The sequence below is a fragment of the Colwellia sp. C1TZA3 genome (assembly GCF_007954265.1).
Lineage (GTDB): Bacteria > Pseudomonadota > Gammaproteobacteria > Enterobacterales > Alteromonadaceae > Cognaticolwellia.
In genome coordinates, this window is record NZ_VOLS01000015.1 from 48,758 (window position 1) to 72,008 (window position 23,251).

14 protein-coding genes and 1 other RNA gene are annotated in these 23,251 nt (G+C 39.0%); 11 read left to right on the top strand and 4 right to left on the bottom strand.

Annotation, left to right across the window (positions count from 1 at the left end; translation table 11 throughout):
* Positions 1 to 589: 589 nt before the first annotated feature.
* The 4 genes from metK to ESZ39_RS06725 all read right to left on the bottom strand — a co-directional run bounded on the left by metK (position 590) and on the right by ESZ39_RS06725 (position 4,412).
* The gene (gene metK / locus ESZ39_RS06710) at positions 590 to 1,777 is read right to left on the bottom strand and encodes a methionine adenosyltransferase (RefSeq protein ID WP_146879142.1); all 1,188 of its coding nucleotides are present in this window, start codon (positions 1,775 to 1,777) and stop codon (positions 590 to 592) included.
* A 197-nt stretch (positions 1,778 to 1,974) separates the two neighbouring features.
* On the bottom strand, positions 1,975 to 2,787 hold the full coding sequence (gene murI / locus ESZ39_RS06715; protein WP_223270274.1) for a glutamate racemase: 813 nt from the start codon (positions 2,785 to 2,787) through the stop codon (positions 1,975 to 1,977).
* Positions 2,788 to 3,783: 996 nt separating this feature from the next.
* Positions 3,784 to 3,965, bottom strand: a non-coding RNA gene (gene ssrS / locus ESZ39_RS06720) — 6S RNA.
* A 141-nt stretch (positions 3,966 to 4,106) separates the two neighbouring features.
* Positions 4,107 to 4,412 carry a cell division protein ZapA gene (locus ESZ39_RS06725; protein WP_146879143.1) on the bottom strand — a complete coding sequence of 102 codons (306 nt, stop codon included), beginning with the start codon at positions 4,410 to 4,412 and terminating at the stop codon, positions 4,107 to 4,109.
* A gap of 235 nt (positions 4,413 to 4,647) precedes the next feature.
* Between ESZ39_RS06725 and ESZ39_RS06730 the strand changes: the two genes are divergently transcribed.
* The 11 genes from ESZ39_RS06730 (at position 4,648) to ESZ39_RS06785 (ending at position 23,061) form a co-directional block, all read left to right on the top strand.
* On the top strand, positions 4,648 to 5,217 hold the full coding sequence (locus ESZ39_RS06730; RefSeq protein WP_146879144.1) for a UPF0149 family protein: 570 nt from the start codon (positions 4,648 to 4,650) through the stop codon (positions 5,215 to 5,217).
* 150 nt (positions 5,218 to 5,367) lie between these two features.
* Positions 5,368 to 6,705, top strand: coding sequence for a Xaa-Pro aminopeptidase (pepP, locus tag ESZ39_RS06735; RefSeq protein ID WP_146879145.1), 1,338 nt, complete (start codon positions 5,368 to 5,370; stop codon positions 6,703 to 6,705).
* 223 nt (positions 6,706 to 6,928) lie between these two features.
* Entirely contained in the window at positions 6,929 to 8,308 is a 1,380-nt protein-coding gene (locus ESZ39_RS06740) for a UbiH/UbiF/VisC/COQ6 family ubiquinone biosynthesis hydroxylase (protein ID WP_146879146.1), read from the top strand.
* Positions 8,309 to 8,717: 409 nt separating this feature from the next.
* Positions 8,718 to 9,806 carry a glycine cleavage system aminomethyltransferase GcvT gene (gene gcvT / locus ESZ39_RS06745; protein WP_146879147.1) on the top strand — a complete coding sequence of 363 codons (1,089 nt, stop codon included), beginning with the start codon at positions 8,718 to 8,720 and terminating at the stop codon, positions 9,804 to 9,806.
* Between the two features lie 179 nt (positions 9,807 to 9,985).
* Positions 9,986 to 10,375 carry a glycine cleavage system protein GcvH gene (gcvH, locus tag ESZ39_RS06750; protein ID WP_146879148.1) on the top strand — a complete coding sequence of 130 codons (390 nt, stop codon included), beginning with the start codon at positions 9,986 to 9,988 and terminating at the stop codon, positions 10,373 to 10,375.
* Between the two features lie 288 nt (positions 10,376 to 10,663).
* Positions 10,664 to 13,579: an aminomethyl-transferring glycine dehydrogenase gene (gcvP, locus tag ESZ39_RS06755; RefSeq protein ID WP_146879149.1), complete on the top strand. Its 2,916-nt coding sequence runs from the start codon at positions 10,664 to 10,666 to the stop codon at positions 13,577 to 13,579.
* Positions 13,580 to 15,496: 1,917 nt separating this feature from the next.
* Positions 15,497 to 17,056, top strand: a complete 1,560-nt coding sequence (locus ESZ39_RS06765; protein ID WP_146879150.1) for a methyl-accepting chemotaxis protein — start codon at positions 15,497 to 15,499, stop codon at positions 17,054 to 17,056.
* A 248-nt stretch (positions 17,057 to 17,304) separates the two neighbouring features.
* The gene (locus tag ESZ39_RS06770) at positions 17,305 to 18,012 is read left to right on the top strand and encodes a transposase (protein WP_146879151.1); all 708 of its coding nucleotides are present in this window, start codon (positions 17,305 to 17,307) and stop codon (positions 18,010 to 18,012) included.
* 217 nt (positions 18,013 to 18,229) lie between these two features.
* On the top strand, positions 18,230 to 20,794 hold the full coding sequence (locus ESZ39_RS06775; RefSeq protein WP_146879152.1) for a TonB-dependent receptor plug domain-containing protein: 2,565 nt from the start codon (positions 18,230 to 18,232) through the stop codon (positions 20,792 to 20,794).
* A gap of 368 nt (positions 20,795 to 21,162) precedes the next feature.
* On the top strand, positions 21,163 to 22,386 hold the full coding sequence (locus ESZ39_RS06780; RefSeq protein WP_146879153.1) for an FAD-dependent monooxygenase: 1,224 nt from the start codon (positions 21,163 to 21,165) through the stop codon (positions 22,384 to 22,386).
* A gap of 216 nt (positions 22,387 to 22,602) precedes the next feature.
* Complete coding sequence (locus tag ESZ39_RS06785) at positions 22,603 to 23,061, top strand: DUF1499 domain-containing protein (RefSeq protein ID WP_146879154.1); 459 nt, start codon at positions 22,603 to 22,605, stop codon at positions 23,059 to 23,061.
* The last annotated feature ends 190 nt before the right edge of the window (positions 23,062 to 23,251 follow it).

Here is a 23,251-nt window from a genome sequence, read left to right on the forward strand (position 1 = left end):
TAATGGTTAAAATGAATAACTACAGCGTTATAAAATTTATAAGTAGAATAACTACTGACTAAATTTTATGCCTTGTATTTATCCATTTTTCCTCATGAAAAAGTAGATCACTTAATTAATCAAATTGGTATTATACCAATTTCGCTAATTATCTGATCATTTCTTCTGGTTAAAACAAGCCACTATGGCGTTATATATTTAACCATTATCGCTGCATGGATGCCGCTTATTAGACAATGCAGGCGCCTATTGTCCTGAACAACGAGTGATTAAAATAAATGCCTTATACTTGGCTGTTTTTCCTGCCTATAAAGTAGACGACCTAATTAATGAAATTGATACTATTAAAAAGTATGATTAATAATTGTTTCTAATATAGCCTGTTAATAAGGGCAACTCATCGTAAATTCAATTGTTTATAGCAAAAACATGACATTATTTTTTTTAGTGCTTGTCATATATAAACGATAAAACTCGCTGAGCTATTAAAATACTTGAAATTGAAATTGAAATTGAAATAGCTGTACGAAAATAGAAAAACCGCCTAAAGAGCGGTTTTTTTTAAACAGAAGATTTAATCGCAGGGGTATTATATACCGGCTGACAAGCGAAGTGCCTCAGCTTTATCAGTTTTTTCCCAGCTAAATGCGGTGAAAGTATCATCGCCAACTGTCATCTCAAATGGTTCGCGACCAAAATGACCATAAGCGGCTGTTTGCTTATACATCGGGTGTAGCAGGTCTAACATTTTAGTTATACCGTAAGGACGCAAGTCAAAGTGTTGACGTACAATTTCAACTAAGCGCTCTTCAGACACTTTACCGGTACTAAAGGTATCAATTGAGATTGAGGTCGGCTCAGCCACACCAATAGCGTAAGATATTTGAATTTCACAGCGCTCAGCCAAACCAGCCGCGACAATGTTTTTAGCCACATAACGTCCAGCATAAGCAGCACTGCGATCGACTTTTGATGGATCTTTACCTGAAAAAGCACCGCCGCCATGACGAGCCATGCCGCCATAAGTATCAACAATAATTTTACGACCAGTTAAACCACAATCACCAACAGGGCCACCAATAACAAAGCGGCCGGTTGGGTTGATATGATATTTAGTGTCTTTGGTTAATAACTCTGCAGGTAACACATGCTTAATAATGTTTTCCATTACGGCACTGTGCAGGTCTTCTTGTTTAATATCTGGATTATGCTGAGTTGACAGCACAACTGTATCGATAGCTACAGGTTTGTTATCTTTATAAATAAAGGTTACTTGGCTTTTTGCATCAGGACGCAACCAAGGTAAAATCCCTGACTTACGTGCTTCGGCCTGACGTTCAACTAAACGGTGCGAATAATATAGTGGTGCAGGCATTAGGGTTTCGGTTTCATTGGTTGCATAACCAAACATTAAACCTTGATCACCGGCACCTTGGTCTTCTGGATTTTCTCGGTCAACACCCTGGGCAATTTCGGGTGATTGTTGGCCAATTAAATTCATAATGCCACAGGTTGCGCCATCAAAACCAACATCTGAAGATGTGTAGCCTATCTCAGAAATAACATCACGGGTGATCTGCTCTAAATCTACCCACGCAGAGGTTGAGACCTCACCTGAAATAATGGCGACACCGGTTTTTACCATAGTTTCACAAGCAACACGTGCGTTTTTATCTTTGGCAATAATAGCATCTAAAACCGCATCAGAAATTTGATCGGCAATTTTATCTGGATGTCCTTCTGACACTGATTCAGAAGTAAAAAGGTGTGTAGACATAAACCCTCTGTAAAAATTAATTGAAAAACAATAACTGTTTTTAATAGCGATATTCTAACTGTTTAATTAAGCTTTTTCTAGATTTATTTACGCCTAGATGGCTAAACGTCTTTAGCGCGCAATAATTTCAAGATAAATCCTGTTGCCATTTCTTGATAAAATTAAGTTTTAGCGAAATTTAACTTGCAGTTAGGCTATTAAGGATAGCTATTTAAGTGCAATGGCCGTTGCCAAATATGACTAAAAAGCGCTTGCTGTGTTAGGCAATACTTTGAACTGTAAAATGTAGTTGTGCCTGAGCTGTTACTGGAATTAATCAGTTGATATAAGGCTAATTGCCGTTGTAACTGCTCGGTTACCGGTTGTGCTGTTTCCATAATAACTACGCTGTCGCCACATATATTATTAATTAAGCTTTTGATTAATGGGTAATGTGTGCAACCTAATACAATAGTATCTATGCCTTTTTCGAGCAAAGGCTGTAAATAAGTCAACAACATTAATTTGCACTCAGGCGAGTTTCTTTTGTCTTGCTCAATAAGCTCCACCAAGCCGGGACAAGGTTGAATAATAACATCACTGTTATGACTATATTGCGCCACTAAGGCTAAAAAACGCTTATTTTCAGCCGTAGCCTTAGTCACTAAGATCGCTATTTTTTTGTTTTTACTAAAAATTGTGGCCGGCTTTATTGCTGGTTCAACACCAATAACAGGAATTGAAATTTTTGCCCGGAGTTGATCTATGGCATTAACGGTTGCGGTATTGCAGGCAACAACGATAGCTTTAGCGTTATGTGCAATAAACCACTGGGCAATTTCGTTAACCCGTTGTTGAATAAATTCAGCAGATTTTTCACCATAGGGTGCGTATAGAGTATCAGCGACATAGAGTAAATTTTCATGGGGTAATTGTTGTTCAATACACTGTGCAATAGATAAACCGCCAATGCCAGAGTCAAATATACCAATAGGATCGGTATTTACCGCTTGCCGTTTAATTTTTAACATTGAAGTAGCTGCTTTTATATCAGCTTGGTTTTGCGTGGGCATTAATTAAGCACAGCTTAAGTTGTGGTGTAGTTAGTTGAGCTAAGTATATTATCAACAAGCAAATGAGATCTATACATTTCTTGAGATAGGTAGTGACAGCCAAGATGCTACAGTTGAGATGAGTCTTGAACACAGGGGACTTAGAGACGTTTAAAGACAAGTTTTTAGCGGTCAGCTGTCAGTAAGTTAAAAGAAGTTTGCAGTGGGATTTTGCTGTGCTTTTCCTCCTATCGTCCTCCTGTTTTTCTCCCTGTGAATTGTTTTTTTACGGGGAGGAAGCAATGAGAAAATAATGAGGTGGGACTTAGGGACGTTTAAAGACAAGTTTTTAGCGGTCAGCTATTAGTAAGTTAAAAGAAGTTTGCAGTGGGGTTTTGTTGTGTTTTGCCTCCTGCAGTCCTCTTGCTTTTCTCCCTGTGAATTATGGTGTTATTTTCTTTTTTTACAGGGAGGAAACAATGAGAAAATAATGAGGTGGGACTTAGAGACGTTTAAGGGCAAGTTTTTAGCGGTCAGCTGTCAGTAAGTTAAAAGAAGTTTGCAGTGGGGTTTTGCTGTGTTTTGCCTCCTGTAGTCCTCGTGCTTTTCTCCTTGTGAATTGTTTTTTTACCGGGAGGAAACAATGAGAAAATAATGAGCTGGGACTTAGGGACGTTTAAAGACAAGTTTTTAGCGGTCAGCTGTCAGTAAGTTAAAAGAAGTTTGCAGTGGGGTTTTGCTGTGTTTTGCCTCCTGTAGTCCTCCTGCTTTTCTCCCTGTGAATTATGGTGTTATTTTCTTTTTTGCCGGGAGTAAACAATGAGAAGGGAAGGAAGGCCAATTAGGACTGCAATCTTAATAAAAACTGAAAGTCACGATTAGATCTAGCTTAATAAAGCTATTGAGAATTTAAGGATTAACGATGGATGTTATTGTTGTTAATTTTTTAATACGATTAGAATAAACTTGAGGAAAGTGACTTCCAAGGTGCCGCAGTTCACATTTGTCCTGAACACCGGGTGTTCAGGGCGGACGTATCATTTCAACCGTAGGCTTCCCGATACGAGCCGGGCTTGCACAATAGTTAATAATCAACATCCTTAGGTAAAACTTATCGGCTCAGGGACATAGTTCACAAACAAACACCCCAGAAGTCAGAAAACATTATAGCGAATAATGTCAGTCAAATTAAGTCTTTTATTACTTGTAAGACCTGATCGCTTAATGCTTGAACAAATTGAAGTTTCTTTAAACAAAAATAGTTTATTTAAAAATATGTTAAACAATGAATAAATAAACTAGGCAGATTTAGTACGTTTTACCGCTTGCTCGATGGTGGCTTGGAGTAATTCAATCTTACTTTGCATTTTCTCGCGTTCTTGTTCTTGCTCATTACGTGCTTGGATCAAATCATGGGCAAGGTTTAATGACATCATCACTAGTGACTGCTCAACAGTTTTTGCTGAGAACTTTTTCTTGGCATCTTGCTCTAAACGTTTATTTATTTCACTCGCCGCTTGCAATAACGCAGACTCATGGCCAGCTGGACAAGCGACTTTCAGTCGTTTGTTGGCAACATTTATCGTGACTGTGTGTTGGCTCATTGCGTGTTTATTCTCAATGCATAATATTAGTTTATTGAGCCCTAAGCTCAAAAAATTGCGCTACTTGCTTGTAATACCAAGAAAAATACTGATAACTAAACTTAGTGCGCCATAAGATGAAACTATAACGGTGAGCGTTACACTATGCAAGTGATCTCTATGGTTTTTTCTGGAATCAAGACTATGCCAATGTTAGGATAGTTAATAATATACCCCTGATTGAATTTATATTTTTATGTCTGATAACACCACTTTAGATTTTTCCGCCGCACAAGCGATATTAACCAGTGAAGGTGTTGAGGCACATGCTGCTGAAATTCATGGCGTGCTGACCGGCTTAATTTCTGCAGGCTTTGAATTTGAAAGTAATGATTATATCGCTATGGTTAATGACATGCTTAATAATGCTGAAGGTTTACCGATAGCCATTAAAAGCTTAGTAAAAGACATTTATAGTGATATTTGGCAGAAAATTCTTGATGATTCATACGGTTTCCAATTAATGCTGCCTGATGACGATGACTCAATTATTGAACGTGGACACGCACTAGGTAAGTGGGTACAAGGTTTTAACTTAGGCTTTGGTCTACAACAAACAAAAAACGCTGCATTGTCTGAAGACGTTAAAGAAGTCTTAGTCGACTTTGGTGAAATTGCTAACTTGTCAGACGAAATGGAAGAAAATGAAGCGACCGAGCAAGCGTATTTTGAAATTGCTGAATATGTCAGAATTTCTGCTCTACTTTGTTTTACTGAATTAGGCGCGCCACCCGCGCAACAAGATACAAGCGCGACTTTGCATTAGCGCTTGCTAGCTAAAGTGTTTTAGTAATAAAACGCTTTATGTTGACTTTTAACGCTGAAATCTTAAGACGAATAACTTAAAATCAGTGTAAAAAATCAAGCTTGAAAAGCTAACTATCAAAATTTAATTATAAAAAATAAGCTGGTAACCATGATCAAAAATACCTTATTGCCCGTTGCTGAGTTTTGTCAGCGGAGAAATGATTTTATTGCGCAAATGCCAGCCAATAGTATTACCCTAATTGCTGCCGGACAGGAAGTCACGCGCAGCAATGATACCGAATATCCTTTTTGTCAAAATAAACACTTTTATTACCTTACAGGTTTTAATGAACCCGATGCTATTTTAGCCTTAATTAAAGGTGATGAATCAGCACCAGCACAAAGTGTTCTATTTTCTCGTGAAAAAGACCACCAGCAAGAGATTTGGCATGGACGACGTGTTGGTCAAGTGCAGGCTGTTGAGGTTTATCAGTTTGACCATTGTTTTAGCTTAACAGAAACTGATGAGCAATTATTGCCATTAATAGCAGGTAAAACTGCAGTATTAATTTGCCAGCATGAACAAAAAGCATTTCAGCAACAAGTATTGTCGTGGTTAGCCGAGATTAAAAAGACAACTCGCACCGGTGTTAAAGCACCAACGACCCTGATTGATTGCAGTGCCTTGCTAGATGAAATGCGCTTACATAAATCAGATGCTGAACTTGAAATCATGCGCCAGGTTAATGTTATTAGTGGCGGCGCTCATCAAAGAGCAATGCAACAAACTAAAGCCGGTAAGTTTGAATATCAAATAGAAGCAGAGTTATTGCATGAATTTGCCACTCATGGTGCGCGTTATCCGGCTTATGGCTCAATTGTTGCTGGCGGTGATAACGCTAACATTTTACATTATACCGACAATGATGATGTGTTAAACGACGGCGACTTATTACTTATTGATGCCGGCGGTGAGTTAGCTGGCTATGCTGCCGATATTACACGCACATTTCCGGTTAATGGTAAATTTAGTGCGGCACAACAAGTGATTTATCAATTAGTGCTTGATAGCCAAAACCTGGCCATTACTGCGATAAAGCCAGAGCAAAACCTTGCTGAGCTAAACCGCATAGTATGTGACTTTCTCACCAGAGGTTTGTATGATTTAGGCATTATCAAAGGTAATTTAAACATATTGTTAGCCCAACGAGCCTGCAAAAAATACTTTATTCATGGTCTTGGACACTGGTTAGGTCTTGATGTTCATGATGTTGGTGATTACCATGCTAATCAACAACGAGAGCAATTACGCCCATTTGTTGCCGGTATGGTGATGACGATTGAACCCGGCATTTATATTCCAAAAAATGATCAAACTGTCGATGAAAAATGGCGTGGTATTGGCGTACGTATTGAAGACAATGTGCTAGTAACGGCAACAGGCTATGAAAATTTAACTGTCAATGCACCAAAAACTCTTGCTGAAATTGAAGCGCTAATGGCTTAGTCGTTATGCAATCAATCAAGGATAAGTGATAAGCAATAATTGATAAGCAATAACTGATAAGCATTAAGTAATAAGGTCAGGTAAGTTAGCGTTATAAGTGTTGATTTTCCAGTGATTCAAGCCTTAAAACTAGCTACTTGATCCAAGTGTACAAGTACAAAAATAATGAGCTACCTACAACCTTGTTGGCTTATGAATCTGAATAACATAAATGTGAAAAACAATGCAAAAATTTGATCTATTAATTGTAGGTGGCGGTACGGTGGGTTTAACCCTAGCGCTTGCTATTCGCCAACAAAGTGAGTTAAGTGTCGCTATTGTTGATAATGCGCCTGTTGAAGCGTTGAGCGACGAAGCTGAAGTGCGCGTTAGTGCTATTAATGCGGCTAGCCAGCAAATATTCAGCCAGCTTGATGTTTGGCAAGACATTATCGCCCAACGTGCTCAGCCTTATTACGACATGCATATTTGGGACAAAGCTGGTTATGGACAGCTCAACTTTGCTTTAAAAGATGTGAGCCGCTCAGCCTTGGGTAATGGTAACGGCCCAGAGCAGTTAGGCTTTATTATTGAAAATAAAGCCATTCGTAATGCCTTGTGGCAGAAAGCGCAGCAAGACAGCGGTATTGAGTTTTTTACTGACAGTAAGCTCCAACAATTAAACCCAAGCGATAACGAAGTTTTTGCTACCTTTGAGTATAACAGCCAGACCAACAGCCAACCTATGCCAATAGTGGCGAAACTGGTGGTTGGTGCTGATGGGGCAAACTCTTTTGTACGTCAACAAATGAACGTACCCTTAATCTTTCGAGATTATGATCATCACGCGATTGTAACCACAGTTAAATGCCAACAAGGTCATCAAAGCACTGCTTGGCAAGTATTTCTAGATACTGGCCCTTTAGCACTATTACCTTTATATCAAGCTGATTTATGCTCCATTGTTTGGTCAACAAGTCCTGAAGAGGCGATGCGATTAACTGCCTTGTCAGCAGAAGACTTTGGTAAAGAAATTACCGCGGCTAGCGATGGCAAGTTAGGGCAGGTATCGCTAGTAGGCGAGCGATTTACCTACCCGTTAACCATGCGCTTTGCGCAAGATTTTGTCAAAGGCAGAATGGTATTGGTTGGCGACGCGGCACATACCATTCATCCGTTAGCTGGGCAGGGCGTTAACTTAGGCTTGCTTGATGCTGCCGCTTTGTCACAAACCATCAGCGAGCAACTTCGCAAAGTACAAGCCAAGGGCACGGTTAATGACAACGCTTGGTATAGCAATAAATCGTTGCAACAATTTGCCCGCTGGCGCAAAACTGAAGCAGCAGAAATGATTGCCTCGATGGAGGCTATTAAGCAAGCCTTTACGCCTCAACAAAGCGCGATTAAATTGCTTCGTGGCTTAGGTATGTCGTTAATCAATAATATTAAGCCGGCAAAAGCGTTAATGATTAATCAAGCGTTGGGTTTTAAAGATGACTTACCTAAATTAGCCAAAGCACTTTCACAGCAAGTGCCGCTACAATTATCAGGACAAGTGTCAGAACAAGTTTCCAAAAAAATTCCGCAACAAGTCTCGCAGCAATCATCACAAAAAGTGCCATAACAAAAACAGCGCTTGTAGTTTCACATTTATCGCCATATTTTGTTGACTGCTTAGTCAAGAAAACCACCATTTTGCCCAATCAGCCAATAACAAATTGGCAGATTGAGCAAAGTAGTTATTTTATTCTTTTTAGCAATATAAAATTTAAGTTTGCTGCAGTCTGACTTTGTATGCGATCAAGGAATTATATTTTCAAAAAAAGCCATTTTAAAAATATAATTTTAATTAGTTCCTTTAGTCGGTTTTAAATTTCAAATATACTTTCTTATCTGTTGAATCAACAGTTACTCAGGGCTATAATCATTAGCACTTTTTGTAAATCTTCCGGCTTTATCCTAGGTTTAATTGTCATGCTTATATTAAGCGCTGAAAAACTTAGATAAAACAACTAACGTGAGTGAAACGTACGATGACAAATAAAACAGTATTACATGCTAAGCACTTAGAAGCTGGCGCTAAAATGGTTGATTTTTACGGTTGGGAAATGCCAATTAACTATGGCTCTCAAATTGAAGAACATCATGCGGTGCGTAAAGACGCGGGTATGTTCGATGTTTCACACATGACTATTGTTGATGTTCAAGGTGTTGATGCACAGGCATTTTTACGCCGCTTAGTGATTAACGATGTGGCTAAGTTAGACGTTGCGGGTAAAGCACTTTATACCGGTATGTGTAATCTTGAAGGCGGCATTATCGATGACTTAATTGTTTATTTCTTCAGTAATACCAATTATCGCTTAGTGGTTAACTCAGCGACGCGCGTAAAAGATTTAGCTTGGATCAATGAGCAATCATTAGGATTTGACGTAGCAATAACTGAACGTCCAGAATTTGCCATGATCGCCGTACAAGGCCCACAAGCCAAAGCCAAAGTAGCGACCTTATTAGATACGGAGCAAACCGCTGCTGTTGCAGGTATGAAGCCATTTTTCTCGGCCCAAGCCGGCGACTTATTCATCGCTACAACAGGTTACACCGGTGAAGACGGTTATGAAATAGCCTTACCTGTTGAGCAAGCTGCCAAACTGTGGCAACAATTGCTTGACCTGGGTGTTAAGCCTTGTGGCTTAGGTGCTCGCGATACCTTACGTTTAGAAGCCGGTATGAACCTTTATGGTTTAGACATGGACGAAGGCGTTTCGCCATTAGCGGCTAATATGGCGTGGACCATTAGCTGGGCACCTGAAGACCGTAACTTTAATGGTCGTGAAGTACTAGCAGCGCAACGTGCTGCTGGCGATCAACCTAAACTTGTTGGTTTAGTGCTTGAAGAAAAAGGCGTATTGCGCAGTGGCCTTAAAGTGATCACTGAAGCTGGCGAAGGTGTGATTACCTCAGGTACTTTTTCACCAACCTTAGGTTACAGTATTGCGATGGCTCGTGTACCACGTAGTGTAGCGCTAGGTAGCACAATAGAAGTTGAAATGCGTAAAAAGCTAGTTAAGGTTCATGTTATTAAGCCAAGTTTTGTGCGTAACGGTAAAAAAGCTTTTTAAGCGCTGAGGGCTAGGTTAACTTTTATTAATGAGCCATAAAACCCAGTTAAAAAATGCTAAAAATTTAAGCTATAGTATGGGATGATTAGCGCAAGTAAGCTTCATACTACAGTCGTTAGTACCAATTAGTTAATCTGCTTGGTATATCCAATTTAAAAATAAAGATTAGGAAAAAATCAATGAGCAACATTCCTTCAGAATTAAAATATGTAACATCACACGAATGGGTACGCAACGATGGCAACGGTGTTGTTACTGTTGGTATTACTGAACACGCACAAGATCTTTTAGGTGACATGGTATTTGTTGAGTTACCTGAAGTGGGCGACACAGTTAGTGTAGGTGACGATGTTGCCGTAGCCGAATCGGTAAAAGCTGCATCAGATATTTACGCACCGATGACCGGTGAAGTGATTGAAGTGAATGAAAATCTTGAAGACTCACCTGAGTTAGTTAACTCAGATGCCTTTGGTGGCGGTTGGTTATTCAAATTAAAAATTGCAGACGAAGGTGAGTTAGAAAACTTACTTGATGCAGAAGCTTATGCAAACTCAATCGACGAAGATTAATTTTTTAGGCCTATTATGTTATAAGACACGTTGTTTTTTGTGATCATTTAGTCGATTAAACTCGTACAACTTATAGCATTAATCGCGTTACTTACATCGAAGTAAGTGCTGAGCTTAGGTACTTAACCAAAGTATTCAGTTTAGGTGCTAAGTTTAAGTTCGCCACCATCTACACCTGAGCCTAAAAGCCGATTGTTATCAAAAACGATATTTAAGCCCTTAACTTGATTTAATAGTTCAGGGCTTTCTTTTTATTAAATACCACCAACTTTATAGTGAAGCTGTTTTATGACTACTCAATATAATGACTCTTTATCTTTGACCGAATTAGAGCAAAGACAAAATTTTATTCGACGTCACATTGGTCCAAGTGATGAGCAAACACAAGCCATGCTGCAGGATATCGGTGCAGAATCTGTCGATGCCCTTATCGACGAAATCGTGCCTAGTGATATTCGTTTAGCTGATTTACCGGCTATCGAAGAAAGCAAAACTGAAGTACAAGCTTTAGCCGATTTGAAAGCGGTAGCAAGTTTGAACAAAGTAAACGAGACATATATTGGTTTAGGTTACTACGGCACACTAACTCCTAACGTTATTTTACGTAACGTGTTAGAAAATCCAGGCTGGTACACGTCATATACGCCATACCAACCAGAAATTGCCCAAGGTCGTTTAGAGTCATTATTAAACTTCCAACAAATGTGTATCGACCTCACAGGTTTAGACCTAGCGTCGGCGTCATTACTTGACGAAGGTACTGCAGCCGCTGAAGCCATGGCCTTAGCGAAACGGGTATCAAAAAACAAAAAATCAAACTTGTTCTTTATTTCAAGTGAAGTTTATCCCCAAACTATTGACTTAGTTAAACAACGTGCCGAAATGTTTGGTTTCGACATTGTTGTAGCACCGGCTGCAGAAGTTGTTGAACACGACGTATTTGGCGCCTTATTACAATACCCAAGTGCGACGGGTGAAATCACTGACCTGAGCGATTTAATTGCTAATGTGCATGAGAAAAAAGGCATTGTTGCCGTTGCTGCTGACATTATGAGCCTAGTGCTATTAAAAGCACCAGGTGAATTAGGTGCTGATGCGGTTATTGGTTCAACTCAACGCTTTGGTGTACCTATGGGCTACGGCGGACCACATGCGGCATTTTTTACTACCTCTGAAAAGTACAAACGTTCATTACCAGGTCGTATTATTGGGGTATCTAGAGATACGCGAAATAATCCAGCATTGCGTATGGCGATGCAAACGCGTGAGCAACATATTCGCCGCGAAAAAGCCAATTCAAACATTTGTACAGCGCAAGCATTATTAGCCAATATGGCAGCGTTTTATGCGGTTTATCATGGTCCTAAAGGCTTAAAAATTATTGCTGAACGCATACACCGCTTTGCTGACATTTTATCTTTAGGTACAGCACAAAATGGCTTGCCAGCACTTCATCAACACTACTTTGACACCTTAACGTTTAACTTTTCTGAAGGTAATAAGTACAATAAAGACGAAATTGTTACTCGTGCATTAGCTAATAGCGCTAACTTTCGTACCGATGTTGACGGTCAAATTAGTATTTCATTAGATGAAACAACTACCCGTGAAAACGTGCAAACTTTGTTTGATATTTTATTAGGTGCAGATCACGGCTTAGACGTAGCAGCCCTCGATCAGCAAATTATCGCTGCAGGTCATTCGTCAATCCCAGCGGCATTACAGCGTGATTCTGCGATTTTAACGCACCCAGTATTTAACTCGTATCACAGTGAAACTGAGATGCTACGTTACATCAAAAAATTAGAAAACAAAGATTTAGCCTTAAACCATTCTATGATTTCACTGGGCTCTTGCACCATGAAATTAAACGCGACAGCGCAAATGATCCCAGTATCATGGCCTGAATTTGCCAACATGCATCCTTTTGCCCCTGTTGACCAAGCGCAGGGTTATAAGCAAATGATTGACGAATTGGGTGATTGGTTAGTTGAACTAACCGGTTACGACAATATTTCAATGCAACCAAACTCAGGTGCACAAGGTGAGTATGCCGGCCTAATTTCAATTCACAAATACCATGAAAGCCGTGGCGACTCACATCGTAACATTTGTTTAATACCTGCTTCTGCCCATGGCACTAACCCAGCGTCAGCACAAATGGTGGGTATGAAAGTTGTGGTGATTGACTGTGATAAAGAAGGCAACGTTGACATGAACCACTTGCGTGCCAAAGCAAGTGAACTAGCTGATAATCTATCTTGTGTCATGATCACATACCCGTCAACGCACGGTGTTTATGAAACAACGATTGCTGAAATTTGTAACATAGTGCATGAACACGGTGGCCAAGTTTATCTTGATGGCGCGAACATGAACGCCCAAGTAGGTGTTACCTCGCCAGGTTTTATCGGCGCTGATGTTTCACATTTAAATTTACACAAAACTTTCGCTATTCCACATGGTGGTGGCGGTCCAGGTATGGGTCCTATCGGCGTTAAAGCGCATTTAGCGCCGTTTTTACCAGATCATACGCTAATTAATGTTAGTGAAAGTACGCAAGGTAATGCCGCTGTATCAGCTGCACCTTACGGTAGTGCAGGTATTTTATGTATCTCATACTTATACATTGCCTTATTAGGTAAAAAAGGCGTCACAGATGCAACCAAATACGCGATTACCAATGCTAACTACTTAGCGACAAAGCTTAGCCAATACTTCCCATTGCTTTATACTGGCATAAATGGCCGTGTTGCACACGAATGTATAATTGATTTACGTCCACTTAAAGCTGAATCTGGTGTTACTGAAGTTGATATCGCTAAGCGCCTAATAGACTACGGTTTTCATGCGCCCACTATGTCATTTCCAGTAGCGGGTACGTTTATGATTGAGCCCACTGAATCTGAGTCAAAAGTTGAGCTTGATCGTTTCATTGAAGCTATGGTTTCAATTCGCAGTGAAGTACATAAAGTGACTTCTGGCGAGTGGACAAGTGAAAATAACCCATTACACCATGCACCACACACACTAGCGGACATTACTGCACCTTGGGATCGTGCTTACACGATTCAAGAAGCAGTATTCCCAGTGCCTGCGGCGGCAGTGAATAAATTTTGGCCAACAGTTAACCGTATTGATGACGTTTATGGGGACAGAAATTTAATTTGCAGTTGTCCTCCTGTTTCTAGCTATCAGGATTAGTAACTACTTAATATAAAATGTAAAAAGCGAGCTACGGCTCGCTTTTTTTGTGGATTAAATTAACCTGTACAAGTTGATTGTAAAAATATAACACATCAAATTTAAACATAGTCTATCAATGGGGTCAGAGTCGAATGGCACTTAATTAAGGGGGTAACGCTTAATATCAAAGGGCTACGTCATCTTTTTTTAGTGACCATTTATCATGATTTTTTGCCTAGCTTCAGCGCTAGGGAGCATTAATACCAGTTCCATTAAGTTTGTGATCTTGTTGTGCGCAGGAAAAATAATTCAAGGTAAGGCGCTCGATTGAGCAATAGCTGGCTATTGGGAGTGTATCAATGGGGTCTGTATCAATGGGGTCAGAGTCGAATAGCACTTAATTAAGGGGGTAACGCTTAATATCAAAGGGCTACGTCATCTTTTTTAGTGACCATTTATCATGATTTTTTGCCTAGCTTCAGCGCTAGGGAGCATTAATAACTTATAAGGTTTGGGTCGTCGTTTGACGGCTCTTGGCTCCATTCGTCCCCGGTCTATTGCCGACGATCCGTTTTGTTATCAAAGCAAACATTGGATCATCTAACGCTTTTTTAGCAAAGAATACGTATTCCATATTTGCACCGTGTGCTTAAAGCTCAGTTGTCTTGGCAATAAATTGTGATCAACTGCAGCTTGCGCCATCAATAACCGGATCAAATTGTTGGCTAAAAAATATACCCACATTTCCTTTTGACACATTTCAGGTGTTTTACAGCTGAGAACAACTAAGCCCAATGTCGTTTTGAGATTTCTAAAATCTACTTCTACATGCCAACGTTGCATTAAACAATGCGCTAAGCACTTTCTTTGGGTAGTTCTTTGCTGCCAGCATTGTGCTGATCAGTGTTTTTTGACCTACCTTACATTCTCGAGTGGTGATTTTTTCAGGCGCTTCATTATAGGCCTCTCGATTCATCCAATAAGGCTTTATCTTGGGTTTATTGAACGCAACCAAATGGTCTTTTTTACTTTAAATTTAATTTATTTCAATTTAACTACTTGTAATTAAAATAATATTTTTTAATTAAGTACCATTCAACTCTGACCCCATTGATAAATTGGGTGTCTTAGTTATTTGCTGTTAAATAAAGTGCTTTAAACAGTCTTCGAATTTAATCACAAATCGATTTAAAGCCATTTTCCAGTTTCTTATCATCGTCCATTGTTTGGATGCAGCCTCTATTGTAAAATAAAGTAATTTTCTTAAGCCTCTAGGGTCAGGCACTGGCCCTATATATTACTGATTGATGAGCCAGCAGACTACTTTTGGTCAAGCTACCAATGCAATGCTCTTGGTAAAAAGAGTGATTTGTTAACCCCCATTTTATATACAGTCGGCTTGATATAAATGAACAAGAGCGTCAGTTAGCTTATCGCAGATTTTCTGTACATCAGATAGCAGGTCAGTCGTTGGAAGATATTCGCCCAGTGATTAACAAGCGATTAGCCCGAGTAATGATGACTTTTTTACGAGTATAGAGAGTCTTACTCGCCGGTGTATTATTGAAGGAAAGGGGGGCAGGCCTTAAGTTTAGAGCAAGAACAAAAATGATTTTACTGTTTTAAAGTGACTCGGACCCTATTTACTAGTATTAATCTAAATTAACGTGGGAATATTAACACAGATATAAACAATCTGTTTCCTCAGCTGTAATACTAAGTTGATTAATTACCTGCGTATTTCTAATGGTTAAAATGAATAACTACTGCGTTATAAAATTCATAAGGTGAATAACTACTGACTAAATTTTATGTCTTGTATTTATCCATTTTTTTTCATGAAAAAGGTGATCACTTAATTAATCAAATTGGTATAACGAGTCAATATATAAGTTTGACGTTGTTTAACTAGATAATTCTATCAAGGGTTTGTGTATGAAAAAAATAATATTAATTGCTGTCTGTGTAATGTTCGTTATTGCAGCAATAACAAGTATCTCCTCAACATCTTATATTTCCAATCTAGAAATCGACAAAATTGTTTTTAATAAATCTCAAGCACAAGCACAACTAATTACTAAAAATATCGAATATATTTTAGAACAATCTGATCAACCTTTAGCGCATTTACAAACCCTCGTTGAATCGTTGAAACAGCGTGCAGATATTAGCTATGCTGTGGTTATTAACAAAAAAATTGAGGCTATCGCCCACAGTGATAGTAAAAAAATAGGTAAGGTTTATGATGATAACTACACCATAATAGGCGCTGGTAAAGGCGAAGCTAAACACTCTAAATGGTATGCTGATATACAACAGGTATGGGTTTACGACATTATGACGCCAATTTATGTTAATGGTGAGTTATACGGTGCTTTTGATATTGGCGTACCGATTGTAGAAGTGAGTGCCGCTGTACAGGATATTGTATTCACCCAGTTAACAGCCATTATAGTTATATTTTTAATTTGTATATGTGTACTGATGTGGCTACTCAATCGATTTTTCAAACCCCTTTTAGGCTTGCAAGAAGCTCTGCAAAATATTTCTAAAGGTGATGGAGATTTGACTTTGAAATTGCCCGTACACGGTAATGACGAAATTGCTCATATTTCTCGCGCCTTCAACGTATTTGTAGGTAATATTAATAAAATTATCTCTCAGGTTTTACAAACGGCCACGGGGTTAGGCCAGTCGGCAAGTGAATTACGTAGTCAGTCGCTGCAAGCTCTATCAAGAGGTGAAGATCAAAGCGAACAAACTCTATTAGTGGTTACCGCAATTAATGAAATGATTGCAACCATTAATGAAATATCACGAAATGCGGCAGGAGCTGCAGATTCAGCAGAGACTGCCAACAATGAAACGCAATCTGGTAGTAAAATATTACAAGAATCAACCGATACTATTACTACCCTCGCGAGTGAAATGAATAACATGTCGCAAGTGATCGGCTCACTGGCAGAGCGAACTCAATCTATCGGATCGATTCTTGACGTAATCAGAGGTATTTCAGAACAGACTAACCTACTTGCGCTTAACGCCGCTATTGAAGCCGCTCGCGCTGGTGAAGCAGGACGAGGTTTTGCCGTCGTTGCCGATGAGGTTCGTAACCTTGCAACTAAAACTGCCCACTCAACAGATGAAATCCAGAATACGATTGATCAGCTGCAACAAGAAGCAAAAAATGCGGTGAATGCAATGGACAGTAGTAAGGCATTAACAGTTAAAGGCACGCAAGCAACGGAAGAAGCGCAAAAAGCCCTAGAGAAAATATCAGTGCAGGTTATGGCTATTCTCGATATGAATACACAAGTGGCAACAGCAACAGAAGAACAGTCATCTGTGGCAAATGAAATTAACATCAATATGGATATAGTGAACAACTTAGTACAAGAAGGCTTGAGTGCAAGTAAGGATCTCGAAGTAACAAGTCAAAATTTAGAGCAGCTAGCACACATATTGGATCAACACGTAGGATCATTTAAAATATAATGGGTTCAATCTCGCGGTGCATTAAACAGAGGTTATAACTAGAGCAGCCATTGTTGTTTGAGCATTATCAGCCCTTGAACTAAGGTTGATTAATGAGCTTGATGCAAAAGTGTTCTTCTTATGACTACCGCGAGAAAACAACTGATTAGCTTGGTTGATACACTATCAATGGTGTCAGAGTCATTGATATTTGGCTGCTAGTGAACTAGCTTTAACGTTAACTTAGTTCACATGGATTAGTGAATAATATGGCAAGACTCCCGCGTTTAAATTTACCTAATATTCCGCAACATGTTGTTCAACGCGGTAATAACCGTCAATTATGCTTTTTTGCTGAGCAGGACTATAAAATTTACTTTGATAAACTAAATTTTTATGCTCAAAAATTCCAGGTCAAAGTGCATGCCTATGTGTTGATGACGAATCACGTACATTTATTGCTTACACCCGTGACTGAAAAAGGTGTGAGTCAATTGATGCAATCACTGGGGCGTTACTATGTGCGCTATATTAATCATACTTATTGTCGAACAGGCACCTTGTGGGAAGGGCGCTATAAATCTACGTTAGTAGATAGTGAAAACTATTTTTTAGTGGTGAGTCGATATATCGAACTAAACCCAGTAAGGGCTAATATAGTTTTAGTACCCAGCGCATATTTATGGTCAAGTTTTCACCATAATGCATTAGGAAAAACGAGTCGGTTAATCACTCCTCATTATTGTTATCAAATGTTAGGAGTCAATAGTGAGTTGAGACAACAAGCTTATCATGCGTTATTTCACCAGCACATATCGCCAAAAAATTTCATTGAAATACAACAAGCAACAAATAAAGCTTGGGTGCTCGGCAGTAAACGATTTAAAGCTCAAATAGAACAACAAACGGGTAGAAGAGCAAGTCCTTTAGCTAGGGGGGGTGATAAAAAATCATTTATATATCAAGAAAATAAATGATTAATGAAAATCATTAACTCTGACCCTATTGATATGCCATTGATAGACCCCATTGATATATTTTATTGTTATACCAATTTGACTAATTAAGTGATCAGCTTGGTATTACTATGTGCTCTGTTCTTAACATGGCAGTTATTCAGCACAAGTAGATAACAGAAAAGAAAATTACTGATAATAGAACGAAATAAAGAGCAACTACCATGGGAATAATACAATGATACAAACTAAACATATCAAATCACAGCTAAGCTTAATTACCTCAGCTATCGCTTTATCTGGTTTATCTGCAATGGTATTCACCTCTAGTGCTTTGGCAGAAGAGACTAAGATTGATGAAAATATAGAAACAATTAGTGTTGTTGGCTCACGACGATTAGGACGCAGTATTGAAGATAGTCCTGTCCCTATCGACATCATAGACGCTGATGCAATTACGAATACGGGTCTTACTGAAACCAACCAAATTTTAGGGACATTACTACCCAGTTTTAACTTTCCTCAACCTTCAATCACCGATGGTACAGACCATGTTCGACCTGCACAATTAAGAGGCTTAGCACCAGATCACACCTTAGTATTAATTAATGGTAAGCGTCGACACAGTAGTGCTTTATTAAATTTAAATGGTTCTTCTGGACGAGGTTCATCAGCGGTCGATATGAATGCCATTCCTGCTAATGCCATTAAGCGAATTGAAGTGTTGCGTGATGGCGCTGCGGCTCAATATGGTTCAGATGCCATTGCTGGCGTCATTAATATTGTCCTTAAAAATGCTAATAGTGGTGGCTCAGCATCGGTAACCTATGGTGCAAATGTCTCTACAATGGATGGAGTGCCTAATTTAAAGTCAGTGAGTATTGGTGATGATGGTAATTTAGCGTTTGTTGAGGGTAGTGACCGAAAAGTCACTGATGGTCAAACATTAACATTAAGAGTTAACTCAGGTTTTGCGCTGGGTGAAGATGGTTTTGTTAATGTATCAGCAGAGCTTCGTAATCGCCATTCGGCTAATCGTGCTGATTATGACCAACGAGAAAATTACGCACGACTTGATGATGGTAATGTAGACTCACGCGAATTAACAACCAATAGATATAATCATACCTACGGGAATGGCGAAGTAGAAGACATTGCATTATTTGTTAATAGTGGCTACTACCTGAACGAAAATGCTGAACTTTATGCCTTTGGCTCTTATAGTGGCCGAGAAGGAGAGGGAGGGGGCTTTTATCGCCGTGCACAAGACAGTCGTAATATACAAAGTATTTACCCCGATGGTTTTTTACCGGTAATTACATCAGATATTGCTGATTATTCTTTAGCTGTAGGGGTACGTGGTTATATCAATGATTATAATTACGATTTATCGGCAGTTTATGGGAAAGATGAGTTTCAATTTGGCGTCACTAATAGTTTAAATACCTCATTTGGCCCGTCAAGCCAAACTGAATTTGATGCCGGTACATTAACTTATGATCAACTGACATTGAATGCAGACTTTAGTAAAGAAGTCGATGTTGATATGTTTGACAGTAGCCTTAATGTTGCTTTTGGTTTTGAATATAGAAATGAGGGCTATCAAATTGAAGCAGGTGAAGCGGCATCTTACGAGCTTGGTAGCTTTGGTCGTGGTGGTGCGGTCACTGATCCAGTAAATGGCCCGTTTGGCGCTGCTGGTTCACAAGTGTTTCCTGGATTTACACCCGCATCAGCAGGCGACAACAGCCGTCATAATGTCAGTGCCTATATTGATCTAGAAGCCGATATTACTGAAATATGGAATTTAACTGTGGCAACACGTTATGAAGACTATTCTGATTTTGGCTCTACGGTAAGTGGTAAAGTTGCCAATAGGATCTCATTAACTGATGAGTTTGCACTGCGCTTTTCGGCTTCAACAGGCTTTAGAGCTCCTTCTTTACAGCAACAATATTTCACCTCTATTTCTACTGTTTTCGTTGACGCTATACCAACAGAAACCGGTACGTTCTCGCCAAACAGTAATGTGGCTAAGGCATTGGGCTCTCCGGGCTTAGACGCTGAAGATGCCATGAGTATTGGCGGCGGCTTTACTTGGACACCATTGGCTGAATTTAGCTTGTCGGTCGACTATTATCGCATTGATATTGACGATCGTATTGTCTTGTCAAACAACTTATCAGGCCCTGAAGTAGAGACATTATTAGCAGGTAGTGGTGCCAACCGCGCACGATTTTTCTTAAATGCTATTGATAGTACAACTAAAGGTATTGATGTCGTTGCAACTTACTCTATGGATATGGCAGAGATAGGTAATTTATTACTTAATGCTGGTTTTAACTATAATAAAAATGAAGTAACTGACGTTATTAATCCACCCACTGTATTACAAAATGCAGGATTTGATCAGGATAATTTATTTTCTGGTAATGAATTGCGTCGATTTGAAGTTGGCTCACCAAAAAGTAAATTGAACCTTAGTGCGACTTGGAATAAAGATAGTTGGTATGCCACGCTAAGAACAACACGTTATGGTGAAACACAAGACCCATCTGATAACCCTGCTCGCAATGAAGTGTTACCTGAAAAGTGGGTGACTGATCTTGATGTCAGTTACGCGCTAACAGACAATGTTAAGTTTACTTTAGGGGCGAATAATATTTTTGATGTTTACCCTGATACAACGCGTGAATTGGTTGAAGATGTAACCACTTTTTCTCGATTGTTTTCTTACTCTGGCTTTTCACCTTTCGGTTTTACCGGACGATATGTTTATGGCAAAGTTAGTGTAACTTTTTAGCTGTTATCTAAAAGCTTGAGCGGTATTCACTACTCAAGCTTTTCTTTACATTGGTATAATTAACAAGTATTAATAGAGCAAGAATCTGAGGAATATCCATGAATTTAGAAGCAAGCTTTTGGCTTTTAAATTAACGAATTCAATTTATTAATCGCTACTTGCCAATGCTTTTTAATAACCTTACAGGCCTACCTCAATTATCAATGGGGTCAGTATCAATGGGGTCAGAGTAATTGATAATTATCAATGGGGTCAGAGTAATTGATAATTGAATCATTGATAATATTTTTAAAACCATTAACTCTGACCCCATTGATGCCATTGATGCCATTGATGGATAGACGAGTCTACAGCGTAGGATAGTTGTTTTGAGTAAAAAAATTGTTATTGCTGGTGCCGGTATTGGTGGTTTGTGTGCCGCGTTAGCTTTGGCTAAACGTAAATTTGAGGTGGTTGTTTACGAACGAAACTCTCAACTTAGCGAAGTAGGGGCAGGCTTACAGCTTAGCCCCAATGCCATGCATGTATTACAAGCTCTTGGTATAGCCAACGAGGTTAAAGCTAAGGCTTTTAGTCCAGATTCAGCAGTGATGCGTCATTATAAAACTGGCAAACCATACTTCACTGTGCCTTTGGGTGATAACGCCACACAAAAATATGGCGCGCATTACCTGCATATTCACCGAGCAGACTTACATACTGCTCTATATAATGCCTGCGTAAATATGAACGTAACTATTCACTTAGGTAAAGCTATTCAAAGTTACCAACAAACCCAACAAAATTTAACAATCCACTTTGACAATAATGAAAGTATAAAAGCTGACTTGTTAATAGGTGCAGACGGGATCAAGTCAAATATCCAAGCATGTATGTTAGGAAAAAAACCAGCTGAATTTACTGGACAAGTCGCTTGGCGTGGTGTGGTCAAAGCAAGTAAACTGCCGAAAGGATTAATTAAACCCAGTGCCAACCTATGGGTAGGGCCGGGAAAACATTTCGTTAGCTATTATCTTCGTGGCGGTGACTTAGTCAATTTTGTTGCCGTGCAAGAACGTAAAGATTGGCAAAAGGAATCGTGGAATGAGCCCGGTGATATCGATGAATTGCGAGCAACTTTTGCTGATTGGCATCCCGAGATAACCAAATTATTAAGCGTAACCAATCATTGTTTTCTATGGGCATTGTTCGACAGGCAACCCCTTGAACAATGGTCAGATCGAAAGGTTACACTTTTAGGTGATGCATGCCATCCCATGTTGCCATTTTTAGCTCAAGGTGCAGCGATGGCTATTGAGGACAGTTATGCTTTGGCGTATTGTTTGGCTTGTGATACTGACATTCAAAACGCGTTGCAAAGTTATCAAAATATACGCTTGCCACGCACCCAAAAAATTCAACATAATGCCCGTAAAAATGCCGCCTTGTATCATATGAGTTCGCCAATAGAACAAGCCAAATTAACACTTGTTTCAGCACTATCTAGCATTGGCTTCAGTGATAAGATCGCAGCGAACAAGCTCGACTACATCTATGCATATAATATTGTTGAACAGTTATCAATGGGGTCAGAGTCATTGATAATTAATTAACTCTAATTCCATTGATAGACTGTTAAAAAATCAATATCGTTAGAGTGTTATGGTGAGTAAATAATAAAAATGGGTAACTTAATCAGCTGGTATGTTCCAATGAGATCTATGCTTTACATCGTATATTTGTAATAGACTTTTTAATATCATTATTAACTTACGCGCTTAACGTTATTATTACTTTATATAAATCTATTAATTTAAGGGATCTGAGCAATGAACAAACTCACTCAAGTTGTTTTCACCAGTTTGATATTTTTAACTGGGTGTACAGCAAAAGCACCTAATCTAGGCATTGAGAATGGGCAATTAACCAAATGTCCTGATAAACCTAATTGTGTTAGCAGCTTTTTAAATGATGAAAAGCAATATATCAAGCCTATTATTATTAAGGGCACAAGATTAGCAATAAAAAATAATATGGTGAAAATTGTTAATGAATTTAAAAATTCAAAGGTCACAGTGACCGAAAATAGCTATATTAGGGCTGAGTTTAGCTCCAAAGTGTTTGGTTTTGTTGATGATGTAGAATTTTACTTCCCAAAAACAAAGTCTAAAGATATAACCATACATATTCGTTCAGGTTCTAGAATTGGTTATTCAGACTTTAACGTTAATAGAGATCGTATTGAAAAAATTCGAATTAAATTTGAAACACTTCTTGGATTCAAATAGTAAGTGCATAACTTGAATAGGTAGAAAAAGTGGTCAGCTGAATATATGCTTATCGCTTTTTCTCCAGCAAGAGATGCAACAATGAAAACATATGAACAGCTGACCTATGAACAACGATGCCAGATTTTTGCTTTAAATAAAACAGGCATAAGCCAAAATAAAATGGCAAAGCAACTCAGTATTAGTCAGT